Here is a 15,111-nt window from a genome sequence, read left to right as displayed (position 1 = left end):
CGCCTGTCCGCCGTTCGGCTTCACGTTTCACGACGCCGCGTTCTCGCGGCGCGGTCGGCGCCTGCTGATTGCCGACTGGCAAGTCGGCAAGCGTCAGCCGGTATTCCTGACTGCATCGACCAGCATCGCGTAAAGCTGACGCTTGGTGAATTCCTTGGGCTGCGTTGCTGCCGGCTTGCGCGGCGACATGACCTTGTCCGCCGGTCGGGCACAGGCCGCCAACGGCGCCACCTTTCGCTTCGGCACCGATACGATCCTGGGGTTTGCGGTTGGCGGCTTACGACCGCGCTTCTGGCCCATGCGCTTCAACTTGGCGCTCACGGCATTGCGGCTAAGGCCCAGCCGATTTGCGATCTGGCCGGCGCTGTGGCCATCGGCCCAGAATTTTTTGAGCAGTGCTACGCCGTTCGCATCCCAACCCATGGAGATGATTATACATCGACTGCGAGCGACAGGCTAGTCGTTGCTCACGTTGCTTCAGCGAGGAGATGATCTCGTCGCTAACGCCGCGTGGTTGAGGATCGCTCGGGCATTGTCGCGCCTTCTGCGCCAACGAAGAGCGACAAGGTAAAGCAGTCCCCGCTCGATCTGGTGCGACGTCGGCGTCGGATAATTAGTCCTCAAAGCCTCACAAGCGTTTGTACGCCGCAATGGCACGCTTGAGGTCGTCGTATTCCTCGCAGGGAAGCAGGCAGAGATTCTCCAGCGCCTCCAATAGCTGCTGTGCCTTGGCCGGTTCCCCCAGCACCAGATAAGCCTCGCCGAGATGCTCATGCGCGCTCCGGTGGCGAGAGTTCAGCATCAGCGCTTTTTGGTAATGGCCGATCGCCGGCCCGATCTGACGCAGCCGCCGATAGGCATAGCCGATATAGTTCTGGATATCGGCATTGGTCGGATCGCGTAGTGCCGCAAGTTCGAACGCTGCGATTGCGCCATTCCAATCCTCCGCGCGCAGTGCCCTCTTGCCGCCCGTGAAATCGGGATCGAGCTGCGCCCAGTCGGCGTCTGACTCAACGGCTGCCATGGTGGTGCAGATCGGCCAGGCCTCTGCAACAGTCGCCGTCCCGGCGCGGCTCTCGGTCCCGCCGAACGGCGGTGCAGTCGCGGTCCGCCAGCCCGGCGAACTGATGGTATAAGCGGCTACGCCGCTCACCAGCACGCCGAGCATCATTGCCAATGCGACCGCGCGGATCATCGTCATGTTCTCGATCCGATAGCTTTCGGGCGCTGCCCCGGGCAACCGAGAAGCTATTTTCGTGCACTACCTATCGTGTCGTCCCGGTGTGAATGTGCCTTGGCCACACGGATTTCCTGCCGCTCGGTATCGGCGTTGCTGGTCAGGTTCACCAGCTTGCCGAAGTAATCGGCGGCCTTCTGGCGGTCACCTGCGCCGTCGGCCGCGCGGGCGGCTCCCCAGAACGCGCGGAAGCGGTTGGGCGTCTGCTTGAGGGCAGTCTCGAACTCGTTCAGGGCAGCAGCGGGCTGCCCCATCTCGAGGAGTAATTCGGCCAACAATTCGCGGAACGGATAGAGGCGATTCTCCATCGCCACGTGCTTGATGCTGCCGTCTTCGCCATCGGCCGCTGCTCGCATGAACCGCAGCGCCCGATCGGTCGCACCTTCCTTCAGAGCGATCCAGGCCGAAACGGCAAGCATCTGCTCCTCGGTCCGGTCTGCCCAGTACGACTGGTCGGCGCGCTGCAGTGTCGTTCGCAACGCCTCCATCGCCTCGATCTCCGCTTTGGCGCCTGCAAGATCACCCGTGCGGGCCATGCCCAGGCCGCGCGTGAAGCGGATCAACGAATCCGCCATGGGATATTGGGTGGCAGTTATCGGCAGCTCGGCAGCGCCGGCCCAATCCGCCCGTTCAAGGACGTAACGCGCGGGCATGGCGGCCTTGGCGGTGAAATTGCCGAAAGTGATCGGACGATCGCCGCGATCGGCGGTGGCGAGCGACTTCTTGATCATCGCATCGGCCTTGGCATCCTGCGCGAGCTGCAGATAGGCGTAAACCATAAAATCCGACGCGTGATAATAGTCCGGCTGGATCTCAAGCGACGACGCGTTGGAGGCAATGGATTCCTCCCAGAGGCCAACCATGGAGTAGATGTGCGACGGCATGTGCCGCGCGTGCGGCACGGCCGGCGCGATGCCGGCATAGCGCCGCGCTGACGCTATTCCCTTCTCGGCGAGCGGCGGGAAGTCGTAAGCGTGAATGAGGTAGTGCGTCACGCCCGGATGCTGCGGATTCTGCTCGTAGAGCTTCTCCAACAGCGCCGCGGACTTGATCTGATTGGCATAGGTGAGGTCGCTCTTCGGTGCCGCGGCTTGAAGCGTCAGGGCATAAAAGGCCTGGACCTCGTAGTCGTCAGGATAATTCTGCGCCATCTGCGCCATCGCGGCATTGTAGGCTGCCAGCCGGGCATTTACGGCGACCTTGTCATGGTCGCGAAAGTAGGCGCTCAGCGCCTCGATCCAATCGCGCTCGCGCTGGGTCTTCGGCCCGGCAGCCCGCGCCCTTTCGAGTGCCTCCCAAGCTGCCTGCGCGTCCGCCCGTGACGGGGTAGTTGCAAGGGTGTTACCAAGCAAGTCCATGGCCACGCCCCAATATGCCATGGCGCAAGTGGGATCCTGCTGCAGGATCTCTTCGAATTTTCGGCGGGCAATCAAGAACCAGTACGAATGAAGCATGGCGACGCCGCGGTCAAACTCGACTTGGACTTTGGGGTCGCAGGAGGTAGGAAAGTTCACCTTACCGAGCTTTTCGTTTTGCTGGCCGGTTGCGCCGCTTGCGAGCGTCGCAGTAATCAGGCCGGCGGCAAATAAGGTTCGTCCCGATTTCGCGTTCATCGTGAGTCTCCTTTAAGCCTTGTAATCGTCCGTAAGTTTGAGTGATCAGATAGCTCTCTGTCCCTCCTCATTCTCCGATCTCGGTTTGTTGCTCCGTGCCTGGACATTGCACGCACCGGTCCATTGCGCGACAAACTGCGCCTGCAACCCGTTTTGAATGTGCAATGCTTGCTGTTGAAGGCACCGACGTTGCCCTCAATCATAGGATTTCGGCACGTCTATCTGGCGCTGATCGACTGAACTCTAACTCTCTTTCCACGCTCCCGAAAGAGCGGAGAGCCAGGTCCAGAATGTGCACAAAAGCGGGCATTTGGCCGCCTCCACGGATTCATGAGTTCCGCATGGGGGCAAAGCCAACGGATCGCGCGGACGCGCGCCCGATGACAGGCTCCGCGTGCCCACCATAACCACCGGTGGCGATGGGCGCTTTGCTTTGCCCACCCTACGCAGCTAGCTAGTTTCATGATCTTTCGATTGGGACGGGAGTTGCGGCACGACGCGAGTATGTGCCACGTTCGCCATAGCCGGGGCGATGCCTGCTTCGCGGGCATGCCGGCCGAGGCTCCTGTCACACCATGATCGGCCTACAAGGCCTTGGTCCGCCTAAGCAGCCACCAGGTCAGTGCTCCCGCGGCGATCACCAGCAGAAGCGCATACCAGGTGCCGCCGTCGCCGGTCTGGAATGGCATGTCCTTGGTGTTCATGCCGAAGAAGCCGGTGACCAGCGTCGAAGGCAGCATGCACGCGGTCAGGACCGATAGCGTGAACAGGCGTCGGTTGGTGATCGCCGTCATGCGGCCGGCGATCTCGTCCTGCAGCAGCCGCGCGCGCTCATAGATCGCGCTGAACTCGTAGTCGAGCGCATCGAACTTCTGCGCAAGCTTGCGCATCGCCGATAGCAGGGTTTCCGATTCAACGTCCTCGCGCGTCTCCATGCGATGAAACAGCGCACGGATCTGCGACAGCTGCCGCCGCGTGCGGATCGCCTGCAGGCGCACGCGGCCAAGCCGCAATCGCTCATCGTCGATCTCATCGTGCAGTACATGATTCTCAACGATGTCGAGTTCGTCCCCGAGGCTCGCCGAGTAGCGTCCGATCACATCGGCGAACTGGTCGACGATCGCATCGAACAGTGACACCGGGGTGGGAAACTTGCGGCCGCTATCGAGCGCACGCCGCGTCAGCTCGATCGCGCGCAGCGGCTTGCGCCGAGCCGTGATCATCAGCTTTGACGATATCGCAAAGTGCACCCGCAGGAGATCGTCGCCCTCCTGCATGAACTCCTGGTGCAGGTCGGGCAAAACGCCGGCGATCTCCTCGTCGAAAATATCGAGGCGGATATGCTCGTCGGCATCTAGCAAGGTCTCGCGCGCAACATCGGACAGCGGCGCACTGGCGAGCCAGTCGTGGCAGCGACGGTTGGACAGATTGAAATGCAGCCACAGCCAGCCGTGCGGATCGGCGAGTTCCGCATCGAGGTTGGCGACGTCGAGCTTCGTCGCGGAACCGTCGCCCGCAAAGCGATAGGCGGAGATGATGCCGATGTCGGCGAGGGGCTGGTCCATCTGCTAACCCGTTGCTGGTGCGAAGCAGGCAATGCGTCAACGCAGTGACAAGCTGATGGCGACTACACCCCATCGAAGCTCTGGAAACAAGGCGTTGATTCAATCGGGCAATTCGTCCGGCCGCTCGTCCCCGGAACGCAGCGTTCGTAGGGTGTGCAAAGCGAAGCGTGCCCACCATCACGAGCGGAGTATAGATGGTGGGCACGGCGCGAGCGCCTTTGCCCACCCTACGCGATCATTCCGCCGCCAACTGGCGCGGTGCCGGCGGCGGGTTGGCGAGATCGGCGGTGAGTTGCGCGTGGCGCGCATTGGCGTCCGCGACCGCCTTTTCCTTGATTGGACCGTAACCGCGGATGCGGTCGGGCAAGGACAGGAGTTCGACGGCAGTGTCGTGCGTGATCGGCGACAGCGCGCCGAGCACGGTGGCGACGTCCTTCTCGTAAGCCACAATCAGGTCGCGTTCGAGCTTGCGGTCGGCGCTGTAGCCAAAAATGTCGAACGGCGTGCCGCGGAGGAAGCGCAGCCTTGTCAATGTTCGGAACACTGGCATCATCCACGCGCCGAAGGCGCGCTTCTTCGGCCGGCCGAGCGCGTCGAGCCCTCCGCCGAGGATCGGCGGCGCCAGGTTGAAGTTGAACTTGAAGTCGCCTTCGAACTGGTCGCGGAGCTGCTTTTCGAAGCGGCCATCGGTGAACAGCCGTGCGACTTCGTACTCGTCCTTGTAGGCGAGCAGCTTTGCGTAGTTGATCGCAACTGCGCGCGGCAAGGCCTCGCCATAACCGCCGTCGATCGCCGCATCGCGCACGCGCTTCACGAGAGCCCGATAGCGCTCGGCGAGCGCGGCATTTTGATAATCGGTCAAGAAGGCGCTGCGATGGGCGATGATCTCGTCGAGCGTCATCGCCTCCAGCGTCTTCGCGACCACCGGCTCGTCCTGGCCCTTCATCATGGCCTCGATCCGCGCCGGATCGGCGGCGGCGAGACGGCCGAGCTGGAAGGCCTGCGTGTTCATCTTGATCGAGACGCCGTTGACCTCGATCGCCTGCAGAATCGCCTTCGCCGACAGCGGCAGCAGCCCCTTCTGATAGGCGTAGCCCAGCATCATGATGTTGGTGGCGATGGAGTCACCGAGGAGAGCCTCGGCGGGCTTGGTGAAGTCGTAGAAAGAAGAGTCCTTGCGCAGCTCGGTCTCCAGCACGTGGTTGACCTTGCGGCTCTGGAAGTTGAAGTCGCGGTTGAGGATGAAGTCGGCGGTCGGAATCACGTGCGTATTGATCACGCCGACGGTGCGGCTGGCTTCGCAAAGCGTGATGGTGTCCTTGGCGGCCGCCACCACCTCGTCGGCGGCCATCACCAGATCGGCGGTGCCGGTGACGATGCGCGAACAGGTGACGTCGGCGGTGTGCTCCGAGAGTCGGACATGACTCAGCACCGCGCCGCCCTTCTGCGCGAGACCGGACATGTCGAGGATCATGCTGGCCTTGCCTTCGATATGCGCGGCCATGCCGAGCAGCGCGCCGATGGTCAAGACGCCGGTGCCGCCGACGCCGCCGACTGCGATGTTATACGGCCGCTCCAGCGAGGGCTGTGACGTGGGCTCCGGTAGATCGCCGATGTCGCCAAGACCTGTACCATCAAGGCTGGCCGGCGCGCGGCGGCGCGGCTTGCCGCCGTCGATGGTGACGAAGGACGGGCAAAAGCCCTTGAGACACGAATAGTCCTTGTTGCAGGTCGACTGGTTGATGGTGCGCTTGCGCCCCATCTCGGTCTCTAGCGGCTCGACCGAAATGCAGTTCGACTGCACCGAGCAATCGCCGCAGCCCTCGCACACCGCCGGATTGATCATGACGCGGCGCGCCGGGTCTTCCATCAGGCCGCGCTTGCGTCTGCGGCGCTTTTCGGCGGCGCAGGTCTGCACGAAGACGATCGCCGAGGTGCCCTTCAGCGTGCGGCAGGTCCTCTGGACAGCGTCGAGTTCGTCGCGATGCGCCGTCTTGACGCCGGGCGCGATCTCGGACGCCGGATAGGCGTCAGGATTTTCCGAGACCAGATAGATGTTGCGGATGCCCTCCGAGTGGAGCTGGAAGGTGATCTGCTGCGGCGACAATTCGCCGTCGACATGCTGGCCGCCGGTCATCGCGGTCGCGTCGTTATAGAGGATCTTGTAGGTGATGTTGGCGCCGGAGGCGATCGCCTGGCGGATCGCGAGGCTGCCGGAGTGGAAGTAGGTGCCGTCGCCGAGATTGGCGAACACGTGCTCTTCCTTGGTGAAGGGAGCGACGCCGACCCACGGCACGCCCTCGCCTCCCATATGGGTGTAGGTCTCGGTCGAGCGATCCATCCACAGCGCCATGAAGTGACAGCCGATGCCGGCGAAGGCGCGGCTGCCTTCCGGCACCTTGGTCGAGGTGTTGTGGGGGCAGCCCGAGCAGAAATACGGCGTGCGGGTGATCGGGGCGACCGCCTGCATCTGGGTCGCCTGACGGCCGTTGAACCAGTCGGCCTTGGCGCGCAGCATCGCTGCGATTTCAGGATTGAGATTAAGTCGAAGCAGCCGCTCGGTCAGTGAGCTCGCCAGTGAGGCGACAGAAAGTTCAGCGGCGAAGGTGAGAAACCGTTTGTCGTGGTCGTCCATCTTGCCGACGATGCGCGGCCGGACGTCGTCGCGCCAGTTGAACAGCTCCTGCTTGACCTGATTCTCGACGATCTCGCGGCGCTCTTCGACGATGAAGATTTCCTCGAGGCCGACGGCGAAATTGCGCACGCCTTCCGGCTCCAGCGGCCAGGGCATCCCGATCTTGTAGAGACGGAGCCCGATCTTGGCCGCGACCTCTTCGGTGATGCCGAGTTCGCGCAGCGCCTGACGGATGTCCTCGTAGCTCTTGCCGGACGCCATGATGCCGTAACGGGCATTCGGCGAATCCATGGTGATGCGGTTGATCTTGTTGGCGCGGGCGAAGGCGATCGCCGCATAGCCCTTGTAGTCCTGCAGGCGCAGGTCCTGCGCATAGCGATCGTCGGGCCAGCGCAGATTGAGGCCGCCCGGCGGCATCTCGAAATCGGTCGGGATCGCGAACGGCGTCATCTCGTCGGTAAGATCGATCTCGGCGGTAGTCTCTACCGTCTCGGTGATCACCTTCATGCCGACCCAGCAGCCGGAATAGCGCGACATTGCGATGCCCAGCAGGCCCATCTCGATCATTTCATGGATGCTGGAAGGATAGAGGTAAGGCATCAGCGCCGAGATGAAGGCGTGGTCCGACTGATGCGGCACGGTCGAGGACTTCGCACCGTGATCGTCGCCGGCGAGACAGAGCACCCCGCCGTGCTTCGCCGAGCCGGCCGTGTTGCCGTGCCGGAACACGTCGCCGCAGCGGTCGACGCCGGGGCCCTTGCCGTACCAGATGCCGACCACGCCATCATATTTGGCGCCGGGCGAAAGGTTGAGCTGCTGCGAACCCCAGATCGCGGTGGCGGCGAGGTCCTCGTTCACGCCAGGCTGAAACTTGATGTTGTATTGTTCGAGGTGCTTGCGGGCGGCGAAGAGTTGCTGGTCATAGCCGCCGAGCGGTGAGCCGCGGTAGCCGGAAATGAAGCCAGCGGTGTTCAGTCCCGCGGCGCGGTCGCGGCGGATTTGCGCCATCGGCAGGCGGACCAGCGCCTGGATGCCGGTCAGGAAGATGTGGCCGGAGCCTTGCGTGTACTTCTGATCGAGACTGATCGGACCCTGGTTGATTCCCATGCAGCAGCCCTCTTTGGCCTTAGCCTTGATCGCGACGACTGCTTTTTTAGCTAGTCATCTGAACTCATTAGAACCAGTCTATGTCGAATTTTTCCGCGGGCGCACCATTAATCTCGCCTTCTGAGCCGTGCCTTCAAAAATCGCAACTTCGTGCCGGGAAGAGCGGCAGCCCTTTTCGGTTTGTGTCGTCCGGAAGCCTCGGCGCGAAACGGCATGACGCCCCCTCTCGATCCGCTTTCGCGCTATAACGCCTTGGGAGGCCAGATGGTGCAGGGACTACGCCGGATCATGCGGACGATTCTTGCCGGCGTGCTTTTGTGCACTGCGTTCGCTGTTGGCGAAGGACATGCCCAGTCCAGCGAGCAACGAAGGCCCGAGCCGGCGCCTGAGGACATCGCGCGCGGCAAGGCGCTGACCGAAGCCGGCGACTGCGCAAGCTGCCACACCGCCGATCCCGCAAAGCCGTTCGCCGGCGGCAAGCGGATCGATACCCAGTTCGGCGGCATCTACGCGCCCAACCTGACGCCGGATCGCGAAACCGGGCTCGGCGCGTGGAGCGATGACGATTTCTACCGCGCGCTCCGCTTCGGCGTGGCGCGGGACGGCTCGCGTTATTACCCGGCCTTCCCCTATCCGAATTTTACGAAGCTGACGCGGCAGGACATTCTTGCGATCCGCGCCTATCTGGCGACGCTGACGCCGGTCAAAAACGCACCGCGTGAGCCGGAGCTGCGCTGGCCATTCAATTACCGCTTCGTCATGCGCGGCTGGAACTGGCTGTTCTTCAAGCCCGGCATCCTGATGCCGGACCAGGCCAAGAGCGCGGAATGGAATCGCGGCCGCTATCTGGTCGAGGGCGTCGCCCATTGCGGCGCCTGCCATACGCCGAAGAACTTTCTCGGCGCGGACAAGCGCGGCCAGACTTATGGCGGCGGGCGCGTCGCGGGCATGTTCGCGCCGCGCCTCGACGCCGCCGAGCGCAGCGGCCTGAAATCCTGGAGCGTGGAAGAAATCGCCGAATATCTGCAGAGCGGCCGCAACGCCAAAAGCCACGCCGGCCAGTTGATGTCGGAGGTCGTGGTCAATTCCACCTCGAAGATGAGCGATGCGGATGTTCGCGCCATCGCGGTTTATTTGAAAGACCTGCCGGCGGGTGCACCGGAACCGAAGGTCACCCCGCCCTCGCCTTCGCAAATGGCCGCAGGCGAAAGGCTCTACACCGGCGCCTGCATCGCCTGCCACGAAACGGACGGATCGGGTGCGCCGCGGATTTATCCGCCGCTGCCCGGCAATGCCAATTTGCAATCGGCCGATGCCTCCTCTGCGCTGCGCATCATTCTCGACGGCGCCGAGACCGTGACGACGCCACGCGCGCCCAACAAGGGATCGATGCCTGGTTATGCAAAGTGGACCGACCAGGAGGTCGCCGACGTGACCAACTATATCCGCAATGCCTGGGGCAATGCCGCGCCGCTGGTGACGGCGGCGGAAGTCGCGAAAGCGCGGCGTAAATGATCGTGTCCGGGACGGGGTGCAGAGCTTCTTCAGCGGTGCGCCGCAGAGCCGGGGCCCATGCTTCCTCGATGCACTGGACCCCCGATCAGCAGCGCACCGCCATAGCGCGTCGAAGGCGCGTGTAAACGCGCTTATGGCGCTGCGCGGCATCCGGGGAACGCCGCCGTCAACGCGGACCGCCCTGAGGAAATCGCGGGTTCCAACATTACGGGGGTTGCAACGTTGGCGCGGAACATCCGCGCACGCCGGCCATTGTCCTCATGCTTGACTTCGGGATGCTAACGGAGGAACCCATTCATGGCATACCAACCCGATCCGAACGATCCGTACCGCGCCGGCCTGAGCGATGAAGAAGTCCGCCGTCAGGCCCGCCTTAATAGTCTCGACAATGAGCTGCAGCCCGATCCCGCGCTGTCCGAAGGTCCGCCCAGTGGAGGCAAGGTCGCGATGTTCGCCGTTGCCATCGCGCTCGTACTCGGCGCGCTGTTCTATGGCCTGAACAACACCACCGTGCAGCAGGCCGGTACCTCGTCGACCAACCAGAGCGCGCAGACGCAGCCGGCCAATCCGTCGGCACCTCCGGGAATGCGTGACGTAACGCCGCGCGCGAATACCGAACCGGGAACGACCACCGGCGCCGCGACCAATCGCCCGACGCCGCCGTCACAAAACCCGACTGGCACGGAGGTCGACCGCGCCAAGCAGTAGAGTGGACACACGCTAACAAAGCAGCGGGTTTAACGCCCGCTGCTTTTCTTTTGCGCCTTGCTTGCTAACTGAACATCTTGTTGAGCTCGCCGCCCGAGTAGCCGTTGGCGAATTCGCCGAAGGTGCCCTTCTCTACCATCTCCTTTGACGCCTTCATGAAGCCGGCCCAGGCCATCCGCGCCAGCGAAGCGCCGACGCTGATGCGGCGCACGCCGAGATCGGAGGCCGCCTGCAACGACGGGCCGGCCGCCCCGACCAGGAGATTGACGGGTTTTGGATACACCGCCTTCACGACCGCCGAAATCTCTTCCGGCGTCGCGATGCCGGGCGCGTAGAGGCAATCGGCGCCGGCTTCGGCATAGGCGGTGAGCCGGTCGATGACGAGCTTCAAATCCTTCTGCCCACGCAGAAACGCCTCGCAGCGGCCGGTGAGCAGCACGCCGCTATTGTCGGCATCGATCGCCTGCCGCGCCGCCTTGATGCGATCAACCGCCAACGCGCGATCGAACAGCGGCTTTGCGTTGTCGCCGGTAAAATCCTCGATCGACAGGCCGGCCACGCCGGTCGTGACGGCGCGCGCGACATTGGCGCCGACCTTGTCCGGCTCGTGCGCAAAGCCATCCTCGAAGTCGGCATTGACGGGAATATCGACCGCAGCGCAGATCGCGGCGAGATGGGTGCAGACGTCGTCGACGGTGACGCAGTTGTCGGCCTTGCCTATGGTCCAGGCGAAGCCGGCGCTGGTGGACGCCAGCGCCTTGAAGCCGAGATGCTGCAACGCCTTCGCGCTGCCGACGTCAAACGGGTTGGGGATGATGAAGCATCCGCTCTCGTGCAACTTCCTGAATGCGGCGCGTTTGTCAGCAGATGTCAGCATGGGTTTCGCTCCCCTCGGTTTGTTGGCGCCGCCTACATAGCAACGCTGCGTCTGCTCCGCCAGACGTCTCACGCCACGACCTTGCGCAGGAACGTCCGCTCCTCCGCGAGGATGAACTTGTTCTCCTCGGCGAAATCAAAATTGGCCTTGCCTTCGCCGTCCGCACGCAGCCGCGCGCGGTAGCTTTCATAAGACGCGAGGCTGTCGAACGAGATCAGCGCGAACGCGATGTTGTTGGTGCCCTCGTGCGGCATCCAGTAGCCGAGGAGATCGCCGCCGCATTTCGGAATGATGGTGAGCCAGTTTTTGGAATATTCTTCGAACAAGGCGCGCTTGAACGGGTCGAGTTGGTAGCGGATGAAGACGGTGACGGTCATTAGTTGGCACTCCGATGGTTTCTCCGTCATTGCGAGCGCAAGCGAAGCAATCCATCGCGCCGCAAGCGGAGGAATGGATTGCTTCGTCGCTTGCGCTCCTCGCAATGACGGCTGTGAGAATAGCGCCTTGCCTCACGTCGATGCTTCGGCTATCATCGAACTATGAAAGCAGGTCCTGATATCGCCATGGTCGCCTCCCTGGTCGGCGATCCCGCCCGCGCCAACATGCTGACCGCGCTGATGGACGGCCGCGCGCTGACGGCGAGCGAGCTGGCGCACCAGGCCGGCATTACGCCGCAGACCGCGAGTTCGCATCTTTCCAAGCTCGAGGCCGGCGGGCTGATCGAGCCGGAGAAGCAGGGCCGTCACCGCTACTACCGCCTCACCGGCCCCGATGTCGCGGGCGTGCTCGAAGGACTGGCAGGCCTTGCCGAGCGCGCCGGGCACACGCGCGTGCGCACCGGGCCGAAGGAGCCGGCGCTGCGCCGCGCACGGATCTGCTACGATCATCTGGCCGGCGATCTCGGCGTGCAGATGCTCGACAGCATGCGAAAGCAAAAACTGGTCCGGCAAACCAAACAGGCCATCGAACTCACCGGCGAAGGCAAGCGCTTCATGGCCGAGGCGCTGCAGATCGATGCGGATATGCTCGCCCACCCGCGCCGTCCCGTGTGCAAGGCCTGTCTCGACTGGAGCGAACGGCGGCACCATCTCGCCGGCACGCTGGGCGCTGCGGTGATGAACCGTTTCACCGAATTGAACTGGGCAGCGCGCGATCCTGCGCCCGGCAGCCGCGTCGTGAACTTCACCCGCACCGGCGAAAAGCGGTTCGCGGCGCTGTTTGGGAACGAGCAACGCATTACCTGATCGGCGGCGATTTCAGCGCGGCCTGAAGCCCGGATGAGGCTGGCCTGATCTCCGCAAAATGTGAAGCTGAGCCGGCTTTACCAAGCTGCCTCATCGCATCATTAAGGCCGCTTCCCATCTGCCGGAGGCCGCCATGCAACGCGCGATCATCATCTGCTTTTCGATTTTCATAGGCAGCCTTACCTGCGTGCAGGCAGCCGAGCCTGCGACGCGCGAACCCTATGGCATTGGTCTCGAAGGTTTTGCCTATCCCTACCCGGTCCATTTGCTGCCGCTGGTCAATGACGGCGAGCAGGTGCGGATGGCCTATATGGACATAGCTCCCGCGCAGTCGAACGGACGCACCGTGGTGCTGCTACACGGCCGCAATTTCCCGTCGAGCTACTGGGCGCCGGTCATCAAGACCTTGAGAAATGCCGGCTATCGCGTGGTCGTGCCGGACCAGATCGGCTTCGGAAAATCGTCGAAGCCGCAAGGCGAGCTGCATTTCGACACGCTGGCGCGCAACACGGTTGCGCTGCTCGATCACTTGCAAATCGCCAAGGCCGATATCGTCGCCCATTCGCTCGGCAGCATGCTTGGAGTACGGATCGCACGCGCCTACCCTGACCGGATCGCGCATCTGGTGCTGACGGCTCCGATCGGGCTGGAGGATTATCGGCTCTACGTGCCGCCGACGCCGACCGAAAAGATTTTGGAGAACGAAGATAGACTCACAGCGGACGCATATCGCAAGCAGCTCGAAACCAACTACGCCCTGAAACTGCCGCCCGAACAGATCACGCCCTTCATCGATGCGCGCTTCAACATCAAGGGCAGCGCCGAATATCCGCGCTGGCTGCGCGCGTTCGTCAGCTCGGGGCAGATGATCTACCGCGAGCCGGTCGTGCACGAGATCCCGCTGATCACGCAGCCGACGCTGTTCGTGATGGGGGCCGACGATCACAACGCGCCGGGAAAAGCGAATGCGCCGGAGGCGCTGCGCGCGAAGATGGGACAGAACGCCGAGCTGGCCAAGGCGCTCGCCGCCAGAATGGCGCGCGGCCGGGCCGAAGTGATACCCAACACCGGACACCTGGTCTTTCTGGAGGTGCCGGCGAAATATGACGAGCTGGTGCTCGGATTTCTGGCCGCAGCCCCATGACAAATCACGACATTCATGTTCCATTCAGGCGTTCGTGACTAGGTTGCAAACGTGCCGCCTTGCGGCCAAGAACGGGAGAAAACATGAAGTACCTTTTCGCAGCAGTTTTGGCCCTGGGCACGGTTGCCAGCTTCAGCGCGGCGGAAGCCGCGCAGGGATGCGGGCCCGGCTGGCATCGCGGCCCCTATGGCGGCTGCCAACCCAATCGCCGGGTCGTTGTTCGGCCGGCGGCCCCGGTCGTCGTGGTGCGGCCTCCAGCTCGGACCGTCGTGGTGCGGCCCGGCCGCGTGTGTCCCTACGGCACCGTGTGGCGCTACGGACGCTGCCGCGCTTACTGAAATTTCCAACGACGAAAGCCCCGCTCGCGCGGGGCTTTTTTTGCTTGCTCGAGCAATTCCCGACGGCGGCTTACCAGTAGTAACGACGACGGCGCCAGTAACGGCGGCGCCAACGACGGCGGCGATGCCATCCCCAGTGCCTGCGGCGCCAACGGCGGCGGCGCCAGCCCCAGTGCCGTCGGCCCCAGCCGCGACGACGGCCGCGGCCGCGGCCCCAGCGTACTTCTTCGGGCGAGAGGCGATCGACCTCATCGCCTGACGTGACGGCGGGTTGCGTGTCCTTGTTGGCGGGCAGTTTGTCGTCGTCGGCAAGCGGCGCCGGCATCAGCGGCGCGGCCTGCGCGCTCGCTGCAAGCGCGACGCCGCCCGCAGCAAATCCAAAGGCGAGTTTCAAAAAGTGTCGGCGTTCCATCACATCCCTTCCTCCGTTTGCTGCGTGCGAGAAAGAGAGTTTCGAGGTGCCGAGATGAACGCGCGGTGAACTCCGTGTTCAGCTTTGTCGCCAATCGGAGCCGATGCATATTTATTTCAGGCACTGTTGCGTTGCGGCACCCTTATCGTTACCGCGGCTTTTCTGTTTCGAGCAGGCGTGACGATCCGCTTTCGCTCGACGAGGCACACGTCGCCGTTTCAGGCCACAAGCTCTTCCGCCAGCACCAGCACCTCGCGCGTTCGCGTCACGTCGGGCCAATCGCGGTTGAAATCGGCCACCAGTCGCTTCAACTCCGGCCCCTTCATCGCGCGATCGAGCGCCGCCTGGTCCGGAAATTGATACATCGCCTGGTGCAGCGACGGATCGGTCGCGCTCCAATAGCGCCATGCCTTCACCGCGCCGAACGATTTCATCGCATCCGGCAGATGTTCACGCGAATACCAGGCGTCGAATGCCTGACGCTTGGCGGGATCGGACACGGTGGCGCGGACGACGAAAAAGGCTGCGGGCATTTTTTCTCTCCCTAGTTCATATTTTTTGTAGGGTGGGCAAAGCGCAGCGTGCCCACCACGCAAGAACGGCGCAAGAATGGTGGGCACGGCGCAAGCGCGCCTTTGCCCACCCTACGCATTGTCCGCTCTAACACCCTTCAACACGCAACTGTCATATGCTCCGTGATATTAAGTCTGCACGCA

14 protein-coding genes are annotated in these 15,111 nt (G+C 63.2%); 5 read left to right on the top strand and 9 right to left on the bottom strand.

The window, feature by feature from the left end; all coding sequences use genetic code 11:
* Window positions 1-93: 93 nt before the first annotated feature.
* From RX328_RS21675 to RX328_RS21655, 5 genes are all read right to left on the bottom strand, one after another.
* A complete protein-coding gene (locus tag RX328_RS21675; protein ID WP_213245397.1) occupies window positions 94-423 on the bottom strand; it encodes a GcrA family cell cycle regulator in 330 nt (109 codons plus the stop codon).
* 205 nt (window positions 424-628) lie between these two features.
* Window positions 629-1,201: a hypothetical protein gene (locus tag RX328_RS21670; protein WP_213245398.1), complete on the bottom strand. Its 573-nt coding sequence runs from the start codon at window positions 1,199-1,201 to the stop codon at window positions 629-631.
* Window positions 1,202-1,248: 47 nt separating this feature from the next.
* A complete protein-coding gene (locus RX328_RS21665; RefSeq protein WP_213245399.1) occupies window positions 1,249-2,850 on the bottom strand; it encodes a hypothetical protein in 1,602 nt (533 codons plus the stop codon).
* Window positions 2,851-3,434: 584 nt separating this feature from the next.
* Window positions 3,435-4,415, bottom strand: a complete 981-nt coding sequence (locus RX328_RS21660) for a CorA family divalent cation transporter (RefSeq protein ID WP_213245401.1) — start codon at window positions 4,413-4,415, stop codon at window positions 3,435-3,437.
* A gap of 235 nt (window positions 4,416-4,650) precedes the next feature.
* A complete protein-coding gene (locus RX328_RS21655; protein WP_213245403.1) occupies window positions 4,651-8,157 on the bottom strand; it encodes an indolepyruvate ferredoxin oxidoreductase family protein in 3,507 nt (1,168 codons plus the stop codon).
* A gap of 288 nt (window positions 8,158-8,445) precedes the next feature.
* Between RX328_RS21655 and RX328_RS21650 the strand changes: the two genes are divergently transcribed.
* Window positions 8,446-9,672 (top strand): cytochrome c, encoded by a 1,227-nt coding sequence (locus RX328_RS21650; RefSeq protein ID WP_213246292.1) that lies wholly within the window; start codon window positions 8,446-8,448, stop codon window positions 9,670-9,672.
* Window positions 9,673-9,969: 297 nt separating this feature from the next.
* The gene (locus RX328_RS21645; RefSeq protein ID WP_213245405.1) at window positions 9,970-10,380 is read left to right on the top strand and encodes a hypothetical protein; all 411 of its coding nucleotides are present in this window, start codon (window positions 9,970-9,972) and stop codon (window positions 10,378-10,380) included.
* Between the two features lie 64 nt (window positions 10,381-10,444).
* Here the strand turns inward: RX328_RS21645 and RX328_RS21640 are convergent, their stop codons facing one another.
* Window positions 10,445-11,257 carry an oxaloacetate decarboxylase gene (locus RX328_RS21640; protein WP_213245407.1) on the bottom strand — a complete coding sequence of 271 codons (813 nt, stop codon included), beginning with the start codon at window positions 11,255-11,257 and terminating at the stop codon, window positions 10,445-10,447.
* Between the two features lie 68 nt (window positions 11,258-11,325).
* Entirely contained in the window at window positions 11,326-11,634 is a 309-nt protein-coding gene (locus RX328_RS21635; RefSeq protein WP_213245409.1) for an NIPSNAP family protein, read from the bottom strand.
* A gap of 162 nt (window positions 11,635-11,796) precedes the next feature.
* Here RX328_RS21635 and RX328_RS21630 point away from each other — a divergent pair, with 162 nt between their 5' ends.
* The 3 genes from RX328_RS21630 to RX328_RS21620 all read left to right on the top strand — a co-directional run bounded on the left by RX328_RS21630 (window position 11,797) and on the right by RX328_RS21620 (window position 13,983).
* Complete coding sequence (locus RX328_RS21630; protein WP_213245411.1) at window positions 11,797-12,501, top strand: ArsR/SmtB family transcription factor; 705 nt, start codon at window positions 11,797-11,799, stop codon at window positions 12,499-12,501.
* A gap of 133 nt (window positions 12,502-12,634) precedes the next feature.
* Entirely contained in the window at window positions 12,635-13,645 is a 1,011-nt protein-coding gene (locus tag RX328_RS21625; RefSeq protein ID WP_213245413.1) for an alpha/beta fold hydrolase, read from the top strand.
* Between the two features lie 83 nt (window positions 13,646-13,728).
* Window positions 13,729-13,983, top strand: a complete 255-nt coding sequence (locus tag RX328_RS21620; protein ID WP_213245414.1) for a GCG_CRPN prefix-to-repeats domain-containing protein — start codon at window positions 13,729-13,731, stop codon at window positions 13,981-13,983.
* Between the two features lie 70 nt (window positions 13,984-14,053).
* Here the strand turns inward: RX328_RS21620 and RX328_RS21615 are convergent, their stop codons facing one another.
* Window positions 14,054-14,395 (bottom strand): twin-arginine translocation signal domain-containing protein, encoded by a 342-nt coding sequence (locus tag RX328_RS21615; protein WP_213245417.1) that lies wholly within the window; start codon window positions 14,393-14,395, stop codon window positions 14,054-14,056.
* 218 nt (window positions 14,396-14,613) lie between these two features.
* Complete coding sequence (locus RX328_RS21610) at window positions 14,614-14,928, bottom strand: hypothetical protein (protein ID WP_213245418.1); 315 nt, start codon at window positions 14,926-14,928, stop codon at window positions 14,614-14,616.
* Window positions 14,929-15,111: the final 183 nt, after the last annotated feature.

It is taken from the genome of Bradyrhizobium sp. sBnM-33 (assembly GCF_032917945.1).
GTDB lineage: Bacteria > Pseudomonadota > Alphaproteobacteria > Rhizobiales > Xanthobacteraceae > Bradyrhizobium.
The sequence above is the reverse complement of the archived record's forward strand: the minus strand, read 5'-3'. Positions and strand labels throughout refer to the sequence as shown.

Bases quoted from the DNA above. Each gene is read 5' to 3' on its own strand.
- RX328_RS21625 (WP_213245413.1), top strand. From the start codon at position 12,635: ATGCAACGCGCGATCATCATCTGCTTTTCGATTTTCATAGGCAGCCTT.
- RX328_RS21645 (WP_213245405.1), top strand. From the start codon at position 9,970: ATGGCATACCAACCCGATCCGAACGATCCGTACCGCGCCGGCCTGAGC.
- RX328_RS21665 (WP_213245399.1), bottom strand. From the start codon at position 2,850: ATGAACGCGAAATCGGGACGAACCTTATTTGCCGCCGGCCTGATTACT.
- RX328_RS21635 (WP_213245409.1), bottom strand. From the start codon at position 11,634: ATGACCGTCACCGTCTTCATCCGCTACCAACTCGACCCGTTCAAGCGC.
- RX328_RS21650 (WP_213246292.1), top strand. From the start codon at position 8,446: ATGCGGACGATTCTTGCCGGCGTGCTTTTGTGCACTGCGTTCGCTGTT.
- RX328_RS21615 (WP_213245417.1), bottom strand. From the start codon at position 14,395: ATGGAACGCCGACACTTTTTGAAACTCGCCTTTGGATTTGCTGCGGGC.
- RX328_RS21655 (WP_213245403.1), bottom strand. From the start codon at position 8,157: ATGGGAATCAACCAGGGTCCGATCAGTCTCGATCAGAAGTACACGCAA.
- RX328_RS21620 (WP_213245414.1), top strand. From the start codon at position 13,729: ATGAAGTACCTTTTCGCAGCAGTTTTGGCCCTGGGCACGGTTGCCAGC.
- RX328_RS21630 (WP_213245411.1), top strand. From the start codon at position 11,797: ATGAAAGCAGGTCCTGATATCGCCATGGTCGCCTCCCTGGTCGGCGAT.
- RX328_RS21675 (WP_213245397.1), bottom strand. From the start codon at position 423: ATGGGTTGGGATGCGAACGGCGTAGCACTGCTCAAAAAATTCTGGGCC.
- RX328_RS21640 (WP_213245407.1), bottom strand. From the start codon at position 11,257: ATGCTGACATCTGCTGACAAACGCGCCGCATTCAGGAAGTTGCACGAG.
- RX328_RS21610 (WP_213245418.1), bottom strand. From the start codon at position 14,928: ATGCCCGCAGCCTTTTTCGTCGTCCGCGCCACCGTGTCCGATCCCGCC.
- RX328_RS21660 (WP_213245401.1), bottom strand. From the start codon at position 4,415: ATGGACCAGCCCCTCGCCGACATCGGCATCATCTCCGCCTATCGCTTT.
- RX328_RS21670 (WP_213245398.1), bottom strand. From the start codon at position 1,201: ATGACGATGATCCGCGCGGTCGCATTGGCAATGATGCTCGGCGTGCTG.